Source organism: Psychrobacter jeotgali (genome assembly GCF_904846315.1).
Taxonomy (GTDB): domain Bacteria; phylum Pseudomonadota; class Gammaproteobacteria; order Pseudomonadales; family Moraxellaceae; genus Psychrobacter; species Psychrobacter jeotgali.
Genome location: NZ_CAJHAF010000001.1, coordinates 295102 through 309819 on the forward strand (window position 1 = coordinate 295102; position 14718 = coordinate 309819).

Consider the following 14718-nt stretch of genomic DNA (forward strand, 5'->3'; position numbering starts at 1 on the left):
GGTTGATAGGTGAGAGATGAGATGAAAATACATAAAGTGGGTTTACGGTTCGCTGGGGTATCATCATTGGTATTACTAGCATCATCATTTGCTAATGCTGCTGACCCTGCCACTGCTAAAAAAGACATGACTATGTCAGATATGGACCATAGTAGTATGGACATGTCGGATATGGATCATAGCAAAATGGATATGTCTGGTATGGACATGTCGGATATGGATCACAGCAAAATGGATATGTCTGGTATGGGCATGTCGGATATGGATCATAGCAAAATGGATATGTCTGGTATGGACATGTCGGATATGGATCACAGTGGCATGGATATGTCAGGCATGGACCATGGCAGTATGGATATGTCAGGTATGCAAGGTGGTAAAGCTCCAGCTGATGCTCGCAGTCCTGACTATTCAAACGGTGTTCCCTATGGTCGCTTTGGTAAGCCTGTGATGATGGGTAGCTTACCGTTATGGGGTGTGTCAGTAGAAACTTTGGGCTATCAGTTTGAGAATGACCAAATCGATTTTGAAGCTGAAGGCTGGTACGGTACTGATAGTAATCGTGTCACTCTACGCAGTGAAGGTAGTGCTCAAACTAACGATGATAAAGAGATCGATAGTCTAAGCTCACTCGCTTATTGGAAGCCGCTCGGTATCTTCTGGAATGGAGAAGCGGGTATTGCTTATAATACTGAAAACGATAAGTCCGCAATCATGGCAGGCATTGCTGGTACGGCGCCGTACTTCGTTGAGACTGACGCAAGAGCTTATCTATATACTGATGGTCAAGTCCAGCTTGATCTTGGGGCAGCGTACGAGTGGCGCTTAGATCAGCGTTGGGTGGTCAGACCAGAGCTGGAGCTGACTGCCTTTAGTAAAGATGATACCGATAACGGTATTACTAAAGGATTTAATGAGTTTGAAGCTGAAGTTAGGCTGGCTTATGAGACATTCAGTCGTCAGCTAGCGCCTTATGTTGGTTTCAGCTACGAGAGCGCCTTGGGTGATGCGCGAGACTTACGTCGTCAAGAGGACGAAGACGTTGATTCTAATAGTCTGACTGCTGGTGTGATGTTTTGGTTCTAGTGTTAACCATGTAAGTAACAACAGTTTATAACACTAGCTCTAAAAAAAGGCACCTCTTTATTTAGGTGCCTTTTTACTAAATTAAGGACAAGAATATGAATAACCATATGGATAATAAACAGAAGCAAATGAACCCTTATGTAAAGTTCACAATCATGATTTTAACATCGACAGTCGTGATGTTTATCATGATGTATTTTAATACTTATCAATGGGATCACGTTTATTTTAGCGAAACCAGAGCTTATATGGCGTTATATATGGGCGCTATGATGGCTATTATTATGCTCGCCTTTATGACCAATATGTATAAAAAGACTAAGGTCAATCTAATGGTTTATGGGATTAGTGTCGTGCTATTTGCCTTTGGTTTATGGGGCGTTAGATCACAACAAACGGTCGATCAAGTGGATTGGATGCAGGCGATGATACCGCATCACTCGATTGCTATTTTGACCAGTTCGCGTGCTGATATCGAAGATCCACGTGTACGTCAGCTTGCTGATGACATTATCGAAGCACAAAAGCGTGAAATCGGTGAGATGCAAGCACTTATTGATGAGTTGGAATAATATATTATGATACCAATAAGTAAGCTCTTCTTTAAAAACTATTTACTATATCGCGTCTTTTAATTCTAACTATACCTACTCCTTACTTCAAAAATAACCTGTAAAACTGAAGTTCTACGAAGAAATAGATTAAGGTCGAATAAGTATGAAGCAAGATAGAACGACTCGCTATCAGAAGGATAGTTTGACATTATCAGGAACAGTTATGCTAGGTACCGGTGTCATGATCGGTGCTGGTATTTTCGCTCTGACCGGTCAGATGGCTCAGATGACGGGTTCGCTTTTCCCACTTGCTTTTCTAGCCGCCGCAATCGTTGTTTCTTTTAGTGCCTATTCTTATATCAAAATCTCTAACGCTTACCCGTCGGCTGGCGGTGTTGCAATGTACCTGCATCAGGCATACGGAGATCGTTTACCGACTGGATTTAATGCCATGCTGATGTATTTCTCCATGGTTATAGCGCAGAGCTTTTTGGCCCGGACGTTCGGGTCATACACTATGCAGTTATTCGGTGGCGATGACAGCGGTCGCATGGTATCCATCCTTGGCGCCGCGCTTATTCTTGCTGCGTTCTTTATCAATTTACTTGGTAATCGTTGGATTCAGGGGGTTGCATCGGTTATCGGTATTATAAAAATTGTCGGTATTCTTATATTCGGGTTGGTTGGTATCTGGCTAGCTGATAGCTTTGCAGTTGATTCTTCTACATTAGGTGACACTAATACTGTTGGTGACTTTCTTGGCGCAACGGCGCTAGGCATACTGGCATTTAAAGGCTTTACCACGATTACCAACAGTGGCTCGGAAGTAAAAAATCCTCATCGCAACGTCGGCCGTGCCATTGTAATATCAATCGCAATATGCGTAGTTATTTACACTCTAGTCGGTTTAGCGGTGTCTAGTAATCTATCTCTTGCCGAAATCATCGAAACTAAAGATTACTCCTTGGCTGCCGCCGCACGCCCAGCACTTGGCGACTATGGTCTATGGTTCACAGTTGCAATCGCAATGGTAGCTACCGCTGGCGGCCTCCTTGCTAGCATCTTCGCAGTCTCTCGTATGCTTGCTATGTTGACTGAGATGAAGCTGGTGCCTCATCGTCATTTGGGAATGCCGGGAAGCGTTCAAAAACATACGTTGGTCTATACTGTGGTGTTGGGTTTAGCTTTTACGACGTTATTTGACTTATCACGAATTGCAGCGCTTGGCATTGTTTTCTATCTAATTATGGATATCGCCATTCATTGGGGTGTTTTGCGATACCTTCGTCAGGATATAAAGGCGGTGATGTGGGTGCCTATAGTGGCCATACTTCTTGACCTGTTGGTTCTCGGCGGTTTTGTCTGGATTAAACTAAACTCAGATCCATTCGTACTTGGCGTAGCAGTCGTCACTATTGTAGTGATTGCTGTGGCTGAGCAGGTTTACCTGAAATCTTCAGCGAGGAAAAAAGCTATCGAAAAAGATACGCTTGCAGACCATCATTGACAGTAACATCAAAGAGTTTACAGAAAATTGTTTGGTTAAAAATTGCATAGATTTAAGCGTCTGCTTACTATCTTCAAGAATTGATTTCATGCAATACGATATTCATAAAGACAACAGGGAAAGTAAGCTATGAATGAGTCATTTAATCACGCTGGAACTTGGGGTCTCGCACTAATTGTTATTGTTCTGATTTCTTGGTTCTTTTACCGTTATTTCGCACCAAAGAACTGGCGTGAATGGGCGGGTGCTGGTGTAGTTCAGGCTTTCATTATTGCACTTTACGCAGAAATGTATGGCTTTCCGCTCACTATATATTTATTAGTACGGTTTTTTGGTTTGGACAGCCAATATGTCAGCGCTAGCTTATGGTCGACCCTTGTTGGTTTAGGTGAGACAGGCATGATGATCTCAATGCTACTCGGCTATGCTATTGCATTTTTAGGAGTCGGTCTTTTTGCTCAAGGTTGGCGCCAAGTCCACAAAGCACGAGGGGAAAATCGTTTAGTAACTGATGGACTCTATGCCTACGTACGTCATCCTCAGTACACCGGGTTGTTTATTGCACTGTTCGGTGAGGGTGTGGTGCATTGGCCAACTCTGTTTTCAATCGGTCTGTTTCCAGTGATTGTGCTTGTATACAAATGGTTAGCTCGACGTGAGGAACGGCATATGTTTGAAGAGTTTGGTAAAGACTACCTTGCTTACAAACAGCAAGTGCCAATGTTTATTCCTCAATGGGGTCAATGGCGTCAACTTGCCGCCGCCGCACGAGTTAAAAAGTAATATCAATACAGGATAAAGCTTTAATTCATACAAATCCTTAGAGTTAGCATGGTTAGATACGATTGGTTATCTTGAGCTTGAACCACATCATACAATAGTGAGGATTACTAAGATGGTCAAATCAAACTTAACAACAAGTACTTTAAGGATTGCCCCTGTTGGCAACAGTGTATCGTTGTTTCTACTCATTAGTTACCTGTTATGCATAGGCTTTGGCTTACTTGCACCCGAACAGATAAGTATGCATGAAGCTTGGGCGCCTCTGCTACCTGGCTTTGAGTGGTTGACGTGGACAGGTTTTCTAATTGGACTTGTAGAATCATATCTTTACGGTTGGTATTTCGCCATCTTGTTCGTGCCACTATATCGTTGGTTCGCAAAATAGGTCGAAGGTATTAGTGTATTAATAGTCAGCAAACCTTTTCAATTTGAGTAAATCGATTGCGCTAGTATTTATTAGTAGAATCAAGTGGATTGGATGCAGGCGATGATACCGCATCACTCGATTGCTATTTTGACCAGTTCGCGTGCTGATATCGAAGATCCACGTGTACGCCAGCTTGCTGATGACATTATCGAAGCACAAAAGCGTGAAATCGGTGAGATGCAAGCGCTTATTGATGAGTTGGAATAGGCAGTCACAAATTTTGAGCACTTTGTATTAGGTGTTATTAAGTAAGCAGACTATTGAGAGGTGTACGTTCACACACTAGCACTATATCATTACTTATACTAAGGAAATAACAAATAAGGAGTCCTTGTAATGGTTATTATGATGCACGGTATGATGAACGGGACTATGCACGGCATGATGAATGGATCGATGCACGGTATGGGTTGGGGAGAATCTATTGTCTCCTTATTGTTTACAGTACTGGTTTTTGCGGTACTGATATTGACTATTATGGCCTTACTCAAATATTTGCGTAATAAAGATTAAGTTCCAATTGAAACTTAATTTTCGAGATATCTAGATTAGTAATTAGATGAATAGCAATTAAAGGTTGATGATTGTGCTTTAAAAGCTTTATTTATTGTCTTCAAGGAGTGGTTTTATGAAACATATTGCCGATGAAAAATCTATCAAAGGTGGTCAGTACGATAAAGTACCGGAAAATTATAGCGGTACGGTCTATATTTGTCCTATGCATCCAGAAGTAAGAGATGTTGAAAAAAGTGACTGCCCAATATGTGGCATGTTTCTTAAGCCTGAAGACGAGGTTGCTGAATCCAACAACCATGAAGATAGTCATGCGCATTGTCATGGAGCGAATGCTAATAATAGTAATGAGGTAAATTCTGTCGAAGACGATAAGTACGACAAGATACCGGAAAATTACAGCGGTACGGTCTATATTTGTCCTATGCATCCAGAAGTAAGAGATGTTGAAAAAAGTGACTGCCCAATATGTGGCATGTTTCTTAAACCTGAAGACGAAGTTGCTAAAGATGATAGTCACGCTAGCTGTCATGGAAAGGATACTGATAGTAGCGGAGTAAAATCTGTTAAAGGCGGTAAATACGATAAAGTACCTGCTGATTACGATGGCACGGTATATACCTGTCCTATGCATCCTGAAGTGAGAGACGTTAGAAATAGCGGTTGTCCGATATGTGGTATGGCGCTTGAGCCCGAAACGCTTACTATCGGTGAAGAGGACACCTCAGAGCTTGACGACATGACTCGTCGTTTTTGGATATGTACCGTGTTGACTGTACCGCTATTAATATATGTGATGAGCGGTATGTTTGACTTAAACGTAGTTAATTTTAGTCAGTATGGTATCTCTTCAAAGATCTTACAATGGGCTGAGTTAGTGCTCGCGACCCCTGTAGTGCTTTGGGGCGCCGCCCCGTTTTTCGTCCGTGGCTGGCAGTCTATAAAAAGCCGCAATCTAAATATGTTTACCTTGATTGCGATAGGCGTAGGCGCTGCTTATATTTTTAGTATTGTCGCGACCTTTTTTCCCGATATTTTCCCAGACAGTTTCAGAGATGCCTCTGGTCAAGTCGGAGTCTACTATGAAGCGGCAGCGGTCATTGTGACCTTGGTGCTACTGGGTCAAGTATTAGAGCTCAAAGCTAGAAGTCAAACTTCAGGTGCGATTAGAGCTTTGCTTGAGCTCGCACCACCAACCGCAAGACGTGTCGATGAAAACGGTGAAGAAGTCGAAGTCTCGCTTGATGAGGTCGTCACTGGCGATAAGCTACGGGTTAAACCAGGTGAGAAACTACCCGTAGATGGTACAGTGATCGATGGTAATAGTAGTGTTGATGAATCAATGGTGACGGGTGAGCCAATCCCTGTATCAAAAGTAGCAGGAGATACAGTGACTGGTGGTACGGTAAATGGCACCGGAACGCTATTAGTCGAAGCGGTCAATGTTGGAGCAGATTCAGTATTATCTAAAATTGTACAAATGGTTGCTGAAGCCCAGCGTAGCCGCGCGCCTATCCAGCGCTTGGTAGATCAAGTGGCGGGTTGGTTCGTACCTATTGTTATTGTCAGCTCTATCATAACCTTTATTGTCTGGGCGATATTCGGCCCTGAGCCCGCTATGGCCTATGCCTTGGTTAACGCGATTGCGGTACTGATTATTGCTTGTCCTTGTGCCCTTGGTCTAGCGACGCCGATGTCCATTATGGTTGGTACCGGCAAAGGCGCGCAAAACGGAGTCCTCATCAAAAATGCTGAAGCGTTAGAGAGTATGGAAAAAGTCGATACCATTGTCGTCGACAAGACCGGAACACTAACCGCTGGTAAGCCCGAGCTTACCGCAATTGATGCGCAGGTAGGTCAAGATGAAGACGAGTTCCTCGCATTGGTAGCCTCAGTAGAAAGCGCTAGCGAGCATCCTTTAGCAGAAGCTATCGTTAGAGCAGCTCAAGAAAGATCACTCATTATTCCTAAAGCTACTGACTTTAATTCGACTACTGGCGAAGGCGTACAAGCCGTGGTCGATGGTAAGAAAGTCGCTATTGGTAACTCTAAGCTTATGGAAAGCCTAAATAGTTTTGATAATGAGCTGTCCACTAAAGCTGATGTCCGTAGAAAAGACGGTGAAACGGTAATGTTTGTGGCTATAGACGGTAAAGCTGCTGGTATTATTTCAGTTGCTGACCCTATTAAACCAAGCACTAAAGAGGCTATTTCACTGCTTCATGACGCAGGTTTAAAAGTTGTGATGCTAACCGGTGACAACGAAAAAACCGCGCAGGCAGTCGCCAATAAACTAGGTATTGATGAAGTTCATGCGGATGTCTCACCAGAGGATAAAAACCGTATCGTCAAAGAAATGCAAGACAGCGGTAAATTGGTCGCTATGGCGGGTGATGGTATCAACGACGCACCAGCGCTAGCGCAAGCTAATGTTGGTATCGCTATGGGAACCGGTACCGATGTGGCGATGGAGAGTGCGGGCATTACCCTGCTAAAAGGTGATTTAATGGGCATTGCCAAAGCTTATAAGCTTAGCCACGCCACCATGCGCAATATCAGACAGAATCTGTTTTTTGCCTTTATCTACAATGCACTTGGTGTTCCTATTGCCGCAGGTGTGCTCTATCCCATATTTGGGCTTCTGCTCAGTCCGATGATAGCAGCGGCAGCGATGAGCTTGTCGTCATTCTCGGTGATTGCTAACGCGCTGCGATTGCGCCGTTTGAAACTATAATTCTGGTACGGTAAAAAGTGTTCTAAAGCACACTGACACATACTGGTCTAAACAAGATCACAAAATATAAGGATACCGTTATGGGCAGCTTTTCTATTACACATTGGCTGATTTTATTGGTCGTAGTGGTGGTCGTATTTGGTACTGCCAAGCTTAAAAATGCAGGTAAAGATTTAGGCGGTGCGGTGAAGGGTTTTAAAGAAGCGGTCAAAGATGAAGAACCTGAGAATGCTCGCAAAAATCATGTGCTTAGCCATGAAAATAGTACGCCAGCTGCAAGTAATGATTTAAATACGCGTGTAGGTAATCAGGCTGATGATATGGAAATCAGCCCTATTTCCACTGATGACCAGCCTAAAGTATGAAGCGCGCCGCTTATAAATAGCGGCACTAAGTAGTCTATTAATATATGTGACTGTTATGTTTGATATTGGGTTTTCCGAATTACTCTTGTTTGGCGTCATTGCTTTAATCGTATTGGGCCCAGAAAAACTGCCGCAAGCCGCACGTACCGCTGGGCAATGGTATGCCAAACTGCGCCGTACAGTATCCACTCTACAATCTGAAATAGAAGCTGAGCTTGATCTAGCTGAAACACGTCAACAAATGCAAAATGAACTTGCGAAAATCCGTCAGACCGAGTCGGATATGAAGCGCGAATTAGCAGAAATGCGTGGCAGTATGCAAAAGTTTGAGCAGTCACAGAACCAAAGCCTAGACGCTTCACATCAGTCAAACACTCCTCAGCAGCAAAATCATCAGCCAGATACTTCCTCTTCTTCAGCTATAGAGAAGGGGGGATAAATGAGCTTATTTAAGCGCCAAAAAAGTCGCCAAAGAAAGTTAGCAAATACAGATGCTAAGGCGTCAGATGCTACCCATAATGTTGAGACTGATAATGTGCTGAATGCGCTTAGCGACATGCCTATTACTGAGCATTTGATTGAATTACGCAAGCATCTCATCAAAATATGCGTAGCCGTTTTGATCGTCTTCTTAGCATTGGTAGGGTTTTCGCGTGAGCTCTACAATCTTTTATCAGACCCTCTGGTTGCGCAGCTGCCTGCGAATTCGACTATGATTGCTACTGATATTACCTCGAACTTTATGGCACCTATTCGCTTGACGATTTTCGTTGCTGCCTTTGTAGTGATGCCGTATATTCTGTATCAAATTTGGTCATTTATAGCGCCTGGATTATATAAAAAAGAGAAAAAAATCACTATTCCAGTGCTGATATCTTCGATATTCCTATTTTATTCTGGTGTCGCTTTTGCCTACTTTGTGGTACTCAAAGGCGTATTGAAGTTCTTTATTTTATTCGCTCCGCAAAACGTTATACCTATGACCGATATCGACAGTTATTTAAGCTTTGCGCTAAAGTTATTTATGGTATTTGGACTCACTTTTGAGATTCCAGTGGTTACTTTATTATTGATAATGGTCGGTATCATATCCACTCAGAGTCTAGAGAGTAAGCGCCGATATATCATCGTCGGTTGTTTTGCTGTGTCAGCGGTAGTCACACCGCCCGATGGGGTGTCAATGCTATTGCTCGCGATTCCAATGTGGCTACTGTTCGAGTTAGGTTTGTTTTTAGCGAAAGTACTCATTAAAGAAGAGCGTAAAACCGTATAACCTTGCAAAGTAGCTAATTTATAAACTAGATATATTGCAAATTAAGTATCTTGCAAAATGACTATTTCGTAAAGTAACTATAAAAATAACCTTATCTTAAACATTTAAGACACTTTTTTTATTTTGGCTGTCCCCTAAACCCTATCAGTACATTCAACTTAGTAATGAGATTTAAATGGAATCCCTAATTAATAATAAAAACAAAACGAATGATAATCTGGCAAATCAGCTTAATCAAGAGTGCTATTGCCGTACTTTAGATCGTAAAGCGCTTAATAACAGCCTGCAAGATCAATTAGTAAACACAAGAGATAATCCACTAGGAGCCAATGAGCTTAATAAGCTGTTTTCAGCGACACCGGTGTTTGTCCCTAAGACAGAGATAGAAGCAATGGTGCGAATCATCGCAGCTATTGAGTCGACTGCTAGACTACCGTCATATCAACAGCAAGTACTGTCGTGGGCACCCAATATCGCGGCTTTCGATCCGGGGCCAATAGGGGCCTTTATGGGTTATGACTTTCACTTAGGGAGCGATGACCCCAAGCTTATTGAGATCAATACCAATGCTGGAGGCGCATTTTTAAACGTAGCACTTGCCCGCGCACAAAAACACTGCTGTCGCCCCTCAGAGCAAAGTGTTGCTACTACTAAAATGCTTGATGGGTTTGAAGAAGCGGTCGCTAATATGTTCATACAAGAATGGCAGCGACAATCGGCAACTAGCATGCCCAATCGCATTGCTATTGTGGATAATGAGCCCAAAAGCCAGTTCATGTATTTGGAGTTTCAGCTGGCCTGCCAACTACTTCAAGCTAAAGGCATTGATACCGTTATACTCGATCCGTCTGAGCTTAACTATGCTGATGGTGTACTGACAGCTCATAGCAAGCCCATTGATATGATCTATAATCGGTTAGTCGATTTCGCCTTTGAAAACCCCAACCACGCCGTGCTTAAAAGTGCCTATTTAGAGGGTGCGGTAGTAGTAACCCCCAATCCGCATGCCCATGCTATATTCGCTAATAAGCGCAACCTGACTTTACTATCCGATACGCAAACTTTGCAGTCGTGGGGACTAGGTGATGATGATGCAGAATATCTAAAAAAGTCAGTACCAACTACCAGAATGGTTACAAAAGAGGATGCAGCAGAATTATGGCGTACTCGGAGACAATTGTTTTTTAAGCCAGTAGCTGGTTATGGTAGTAAGGGCGTTTACCGTGGCAGCAAGATTACCCGCCGCGTATTCGAGACTATTTTAGATGAAAGCTATATTGCGCAGACCTTTATCCCTGCTACAGAGCGATCAATAAAGATTGATGATGTGGTGACGACTAGAAAGGTAGATATACGTCTTTATACCTATGCAGGACAGCTGCTACTAACTGCTGGGCGTATCTATCAAGGCCAAGCGACTAACTTTCGCACACCAGGGGGTGGCTTTGCGCCTGTTTTTCAAGTCTGAACATAGCATGAACATGTAGCTTTGGCTTCTTAAGTAACGTTTACTAGTTTAATTATTCTGCATACCAACTTATCAATAAAACATCATGCTGAATTGGAAAGATGATGATCCAAACCGTTATCCACTACTTCCTGCATTTTGGCATGCCGTTGATTATTGCCTATACTTTTTTTCGTGATGATTACAAACGAGTATATTTGATTCTTTTAGCAACCATGCTGGTAGATTTAGATCACTTGCTAGCAACACCTGTTTTCTTACCTGATCGCTGTAGTATTAATTTTCATCCATTACATACTTACTATGCAATGGCAGTTTATGCGGCTATGCTATTTCTACCAAAGCCCTATAGAATAATTGGTCTAGGATTGTTACTACATATGCTGACTGATTCAAATGACTGCGTAATGACCTATCTGAATAGACTCTAGTGCTTATGCGTAGTCGTTAGCTATAGTGAAAAAATTATACAGGATTAGTTAAAATAAATAGGGTAATCTTCCTTTAATGTCGTTCCTTCCTCAAAAAGGATAAAAAGTGATTCTGGCAATTATAATGGCAGCAATTCTGATCGCTGTCTGCACAGCAATACATTACGGCGCATTAAAACTCTCGTCACAGTTTGTGACGCCGTCTCGCCATATAGGACATTGCCTTGGAGTCGCAGTCGGCTCAATTGTAATTGCTCACACGTTCGAGGCCTTGCTTTACGCTGCTGGCTTTTGGATTGCTGTTTACGGCTTTGAAATCGGTAACCTCGTATCGTCCTCATCTAGCGATAGTAGCTCCCTTAATTTTATGGACTACTTTTACTTCTCGCTAGTTAACTTCACAACGCTTGGGCGAGGCGATCTCATGCCTACTGGACATCTACGATTTATGGCCGCGATGGAAGCCTTTCACGGTTTCCTACTGATCACAGCCTCTGGAAGCTTTGTTCTTCAGGTCATGAGTGGTAAAAAACCCCTCTCAAGTTAGCTACAAGCTCTCTCAACTATAGGTCGCGCTGAGATCCATAACTCACGTCAGGACACCGATATTATTCTGACACAGAAAAAATAGTTCAAATCGTTAGAAGGAATAAAGCTATGACTCCAAACAATAAGGATCACCAAGACATTCATCAGTCTGCTATTGCTAATAAAACGTTAGATTCTGATGACAACTGGATCGAGAAAATATGGGCGTGGGCAGATGAGTTTGAGCTTAAAGAGTCCGAAATCCCTCGTGATAAAGAATCATTGCTAGCCCTAAAAAAGCTAGAGATCTTAGAGCCTGAACATGATGAGCAACACTCAAAAGACGTCTATAGAATAGCCTATCTACCCGATGAGCTTACCAACCTTACAAATCTAGTAGATATAACTATCAGTGGCATATATTCAAGTCATTTACTGCCCAATATCGGTAAGCTCACTAATCTAACCAAACTGTCTATTAGTCACTCTAAACTTGTCGCATTACCTGAGAGCATCGGGCAACTGAGTTATCTTACTGAACTCTTTATTGATCAAAGTGAACTCGAAGCGCTACCTGATAGTATTGGACAACTTCATAACCTTACTAAGATGTTCATTGGTCGCTGTCAGATTCAATGTTTACCTGACAGCATTGGACAGCTTACTAAGCTTACGGTACTTGATATAGTTCACTGTGAGATTGAAGAACTGCCTGACAGCATAGGGCAGCTTATTAACCTCGCTAAGCTTTTTATTAGTTATTGCCCGCTCAAGCACTTGCCTGACAGCATAGGGCAACTCAAAAATTTAAATGAGCTTGATCTTATTAACTGTGATCTCAAAGACCTACCTAGTAGTATTGGACAGCTTACCAACCTCAACAAGCTTTATATTAATCGTTGTCGTATTAAAGAGTTGCCCGCCAGCGTTGGACAACTGAGCAGTCTTACAGAGCTTTTTATTACTCATTGTGAGCTTGAAGAGCTACCTGATAGCATAGGCCAGCTTTTGAGCTTAACTCACCTTGACCTGCTTCACCTTGAACTAACGGAGCTACCCGATAGCTTTGGACACCTCATTAACCTTGCTGAGCTTAATATTATCAACTGTAAACTTAAAGTATTGCCTGATAGCATCGGACAGCTCGTTAACTTAACTAAGCTCAATTTTAATCACTCTAAGCTTGAAGTCCTACCTGATAGCATAGGGCAGCTTATTAGCTTAACTGAGCTTTTTATTAGTCATGGCAAGTTTGACAAGCTACCTGATAGCGTAGGTCAACTTACTAATCTAGAGAAGCTTTATATTAACCATTGTAGCCTCAAAGAGCTGCCTGAAATCATAGGGCAACTTAAGAGTCTGACTGAGTTTTTTATCAGTTATTGTAAATTGGGCAAGCTACCTAATAGTATTGGTGAGCTTAATAATCTTGTTAAGCTTGAGCTTGTTTATTGTAATCTTAGAAACCTGCCAGATAATTTTACACAGCTGAATAGTTTGAGATGTATCAATCTTACTGGTAATCCTCTTGATAGGCTTTCTCCGAGGGTGAAATGTTATTTACGTTCTATTGATACAGTCTACGGTTGGGATAAACAATCATACTCTTTGTAGTGGCATAATGAAATAGGACAGTAGATAAGAGGTTATACTATCACCAAGACTGGAGAGAAGATATGACCACCAAACGCGGACGCTACAGCCAAGAATTTAAGCTAGAAGCCATTAAACTGGTTGAAGATCAAGGCAGAAAGATACCAGAAGTAGCCAACTCATTAGGTATCGGCAAAACCACCTTAGAGAATTGGGTATATAAATACCGTAAAGAACAGCAAGGTGTCATGCCATCAGAAGGCAAAGCCCTAACGCCTGAATTACGGCGTATACAAGAGCTTGAAAAACAGGTCAAGCAGCTTAAGATGGAGCGAGATATATTAAAAAAGGCATCTGCTCTGCTAGCCCAAGACAATCTCAGCGTCTATCGCTAATAACCAAGCTTGCAGAGCATCATAAGCATATTAGCAAACACAAGCTATGTGAACTGTTTGGGATTGTTAGAAGCAGCTATTACAACAGTACTAAATCTAGGTCTATAGACCTTGAACTTATAAGGCTCAAAGCCTTAATCAGAGAAGTATTTGAGCAGTCAAATGGCTCGGCTGGTGCAAGGACGGTATCTGCTATCGTCACGCATCAACATGACATTAAACTCACACGCTACAGAGCAGGTAAGCTGATGGCACAAATGGGGTTGATTAGTCGACAGATAAAATCACATAAGTACAGGCGTTGTGAAAAATTCCATAAAGTTTATGGAAACATACTAGACCGTCAGTTTGCGCCCACTGCACCAAACCAAGTGTGGACAGGTGATGTTACTTATATTCGTATCAAAGGCGGATGGTGTTATTTAGCCATCGTTATGGATTTATATGCTCGACGTATTGTTGGTTTTGCCTTGTCAGATAGCCCGAATACCCAGCTGACCACATCTGCACTAAAAATGGCATATCACATAAGACTTGAGCCTAAAGGCGTGCTGTTTCATTCAGATCAAGGCAGTCATTATACCAGTGAAGAGTATGCTAAATGCGTAGCCAAGTGCAATGGTATGTCGCATAGTATGAGCCGACGAGGCAACTGTTGGGACAATGCACCTACAGAGAGGTTCTTTAGAAGCTTTAAGACAGAGTGGATGCCAAAAAACGGCTATGACAATATTGATGAGGCTCGGCAGGCAGTAAATGATTATATTTGGGGCTATTATCAAAGTGTAAGACCACACAGCTTTAATGAGTATTTAACACCGAGCGAGAAAGAGAGACTTTATTTCAACAAAAACCTCTTAAGTACTGTCTAAAAATATTTGACCACTACACTTAGCGGTTGTGCGATATTCACATCATACTCTTAGCAAACTTCAAACCCTAATATTAACAACCTCACCTGAGTAAAATATCAATTTAAACGAAGGCTACTAACGCTATATATAGCATAGTGTTAGTAGCCTTTTTTAATGTCTCAAATGCACAAAATATAAGCGCATATA

The 14718-nt window shown here is 42.2% G+C and carries 17 protein-coding genes; all 17 read left to right on the forward strand.

Going from position 1 to position 14718, the window contains the following annotated elements; translation table 11 throughout:
• The first annotated feature begins 21 nt into the window (after positions 1-21).
• The 17 genes from JMX18_RS01210 to JMX18_RS01280 all read left to right on the forward strand — a co-directional run bounded on the left by JMX18_RS01210 (position 22) and on the right by JMX18_RS01280 (position 14529).
• Positions 22-1086, forward strand: coding sequence for a copper resistance protein B (locus JMX18_RS01210; protein ID WP_201582925.1), 1065 nt, complete (start codon positions 22-24; stop codon positions 1084-1086).
• 95 nt (positions 1087-1181) lie between these two features.
• Positions 1182-1658: a DUF305 domain-containing protein gene (locus JMX18_RS01215; protein ID WP_037059145.1), complete on the forward strand. Its 477-nt coding sequence runs from the start codon at positions 1182-1184 to the stop codon at positions 1656-1658.
• A gap of 145 nt (positions 1659-1803) precedes the next feature.
• The gene (locus tag JMX18_RS01220; RefSeq protein WP_265088802.1) at positions 1804-3147 is read left to right on the forward strand and encodes an APC family permease; all 1344 of its coding nucleotides are present in this window, start codon (positions 1804-1806) and stop codon (positions 3145-3147) included.
• Between the two features lie 129 nt (positions 3148-3276).
• On the forward strand, positions 3277-3930 hold the full coding sequence (locus JMX18_RS01225) for a methyltransferase family protein (protein WP_201582926.1): 654 nt from the start codon (positions 3277-3279) through the stop codon (positions 3928-3930).
• Positions 3931-4042: 112 nt separating this feature from the next.
• Positions 4043-4315 (forward strand): DUF5676 family membrane protein, encoded by a 273-nt coding sequence (locus JMX18_RS13290; RefSeq protein WP_227674518.1) that lies wholly within the window; start codon positions 4043-4045, stop codon positions 4313-4315.
• Positions 4316-4408: 93 nt separating this feature from the next.
• A complete protein-coding gene (locus tag JMX18_RS01230) occupies positions 4409-4564 on the forward strand; it encodes a DUF305 domain-containing protein (protein ID WP_320157930.1) in 156 nt (51 codons plus the stop codon).
• 129 nt (positions 4565-4693) lie between these two features.
• A complete protein-coding gene (locus JMX18_RS01235) occupies positions 4694-4870 on the forward strand; it encodes a hypothetical protein (protein WP_157769651.1) in 177 nt (58 codons plus the stop codon).
• Positions 4871-4985: 115 nt separating this feature from the next.
• Positions 4986-7604: a copper-transporting P-type ATPase gene (locus JMX18_RS01240; protein WP_201582927.1), complete on the forward strand. Its 2619-nt coding sequence runs from the start codon at positions 4986-4988 to the stop codon at positions 7602-7604.
• A gap of 80 nt (positions 7605-7684) precedes the next feature.
• On the forward strand, positions 7685-7969 hold the full coding sequence (gene tatA / locus JMX18_RS01245; protein ID WP_011959992.1) for a Sec-independent protein translocase subunit TatA: 285 nt from the start codon (positions 7685-7687) through the stop codon (positions 7967-7969).
• A 55-nt stretch (positions 7970-8024) separates the two neighbouring features.
• Positions 8025-8408: a Sec-independent protein translocase protein TatB gene (tatB, locus tag JMX18_RS01250; protein ID WP_102078900.1), complete on the forward strand. Its 384-nt coding sequence runs from the start codon at positions 8025-8027 to the stop codon at positions 8406-8408.
• Entirely contained in the window at positions 8409-9242 is an 834-nt protein-coding gene (tatC, locus tag JMX18_RS01255) for a twin-arginine translocase subunit TatC (RefSeq protein ID WP_198336786.1), read from the forward strand.
• Positions 9243-9417: 175 nt separating this feature from the next.
• Positions 9418-10710, forward strand: a complete 1293-nt coding sequence (locus JMX18_RS01260; RefSeq protein WP_071001775.1) for an ATP-grasp domain-containing protein — start codon at positions 9418-9420, stop codon at positions 10708-10710.
• A gap of 101 nt (positions 10711-10811) precedes the next feature.
• On the forward strand, positions 10812-11141 hold the full coding sequence (locus tag JMX18_RS01265) for a DUF6122 family protein (RefSeq protein WP_226945081.1): 330 nt from the start codon (positions 10812-10814) through the stop codon (positions 11139-11141).
• 106 nt (positions 11142-11247) lie between these two features.
• Positions 11248-11688: an ion channel gene (locus JMX18_RS01270; RefSeq protein ID WP_201582928.1), complete on the forward strand. Its 441-nt coding sequence runs from the start codon at positions 11248-11250 to the stop codon at positions 11686-11688.
• A 110-nt stretch (positions 11689-11798) separates the two neighbouring features.
• Entirely contained in the window at positions 11799-13283 is a 1485-nt protein-coding gene (locus tag JMX18_RS01275; RefSeq protein ID WP_201582929.1) for a leucine-rich repeat domain-containing protein, read from the forward strand.
• 62 nt (positions 13284-13345) lie between these two features.
• Positions 13346-13657, forward strand: a complete 312-nt coding sequence (locus tag JMX18_RS13300) for a transposase (protein WP_192994872.1) — start codon at positions 13346-13348, stop codon at positions 13655-13657.
• 29 nt (positions 13658-13686) lie between these two features.
• Positions 13687-14529 carry an IS3 family transposase gene (locus JMX18_RS01280; RefSeq protein WP_406947357.1) on the forward strand — a complete coding sequence of 281 codons (843 nt, stop codon included), beginning with the start codon at positions 13687-13689 and terminating at the stop codon, positions 14527-14529.
• Positions 14530-14718 lie beyond the last annotated feature (189 nt).

Excerpts from the sequence above, each read along its gene's own strand:
- JMX18_RS13290 (WP_227674518.1), top strand. The coding sequence starts at position 4,043 with ATGGTCAAATCAAACTTAACAACAAGTACTTTAAGGATTGCCCCTGTT.
- JMX18_RS01275 (WP_201582929.1), top strand. The coding sequence starts at position 11,799 with ATGACTCCAAACAATAAGGATCACCAAGACATTCATCAGTCTGCTATT.
- JMX18_RS01260 (WP_071001775.1), top strand. The coding sequence starts at position 9,418 with ATGGAATCCCTAATTAATAATAAAAACAAAACGAATGATAATCTGGCA.
- tatC (WP_198336786.1), top strand. The coding sequence starts at position 8,409 with ATGAGCTTATTTAAGCGCCAAAAAAGTCGCCAAAGAAAGTTAGCAAAT.
- tatA (WP_011959992.1), top strand. The coding sequence starts at position 7,685 with ATGGGCAGCTTTTCTATTACACATTGGCTGATTTTATTGGTCGTAGTG.
- tatB (WP_102078900.1), top strand. The coding sequence starts at position 8,025 with ATGTTTGATATTGGGTTTTCCGAATTACTCTTGTTTGGCGTCATTGCT.
- JMX18_RS01230 (WP_320157930.1), top strand. The coding sequence starts at position 4,409 with ATGCAGGCGATGATACCGCATCACTCGATTGCTATTTTGACCAGTTCG.
- JMX18_RS01235 (WP_157769651.1), top strand. The coding sequence starts at position 4,694 with ATGGTTATTATGATGCACGGTATGATGAACGGGACTATGCACGGCATG.
- JMX18_RS01240 (WP_201582927.1), top strand. The coding sequence starts at position 4,986 with ATGAAACATATTGCCGATGAAAAATCTATCAAAGGTGGTCAGTACGAT.
- JMX18_RS01210 (WP_201582925.1), top strand. The coding sequence starts at position 22 with ATGAAAATACATAAAGTGGGTTTACGGTTCGCTGGGGTATCATCATTG.
- JMX18_RS01225 (WP_201582926.1), top strand. The coding sequence starts at position 3,277 with ATGAATGAGTCATTTAATCACGCTGGAACTTGGGGTCTCGCACTAATT.
- JMX18_RS01215 (WP_037059145.1), top strand. The coding sequence starts at position 1,182 with ATGAATAACCATATGGATAATAAACAGAAGCAAATGAACCCTTATGTA.
- JMX18_RS01220 (WP_265088802.1), top strand. The coding sequence starts at position 1,804 with ATGAAGCAAGATAGAACGACTCGCTATCAGAAGGATAGTTTGACATTA.
- JMX18_RS01265 (WP_226945081.1), top strand. The coding sequence starts at position 10,812 with ATGATGATCCAAACCGTTATCCACTACTTCCTGCATTTTGGCATGCCG.
- JMX18_RS13300 (WP_192994872.1), top strand. The coding sequence starts at position 13,346 with ATGACCACCAAACGCGGACGCTACAGCCAAGAATTTAAGCTAGAAGCC.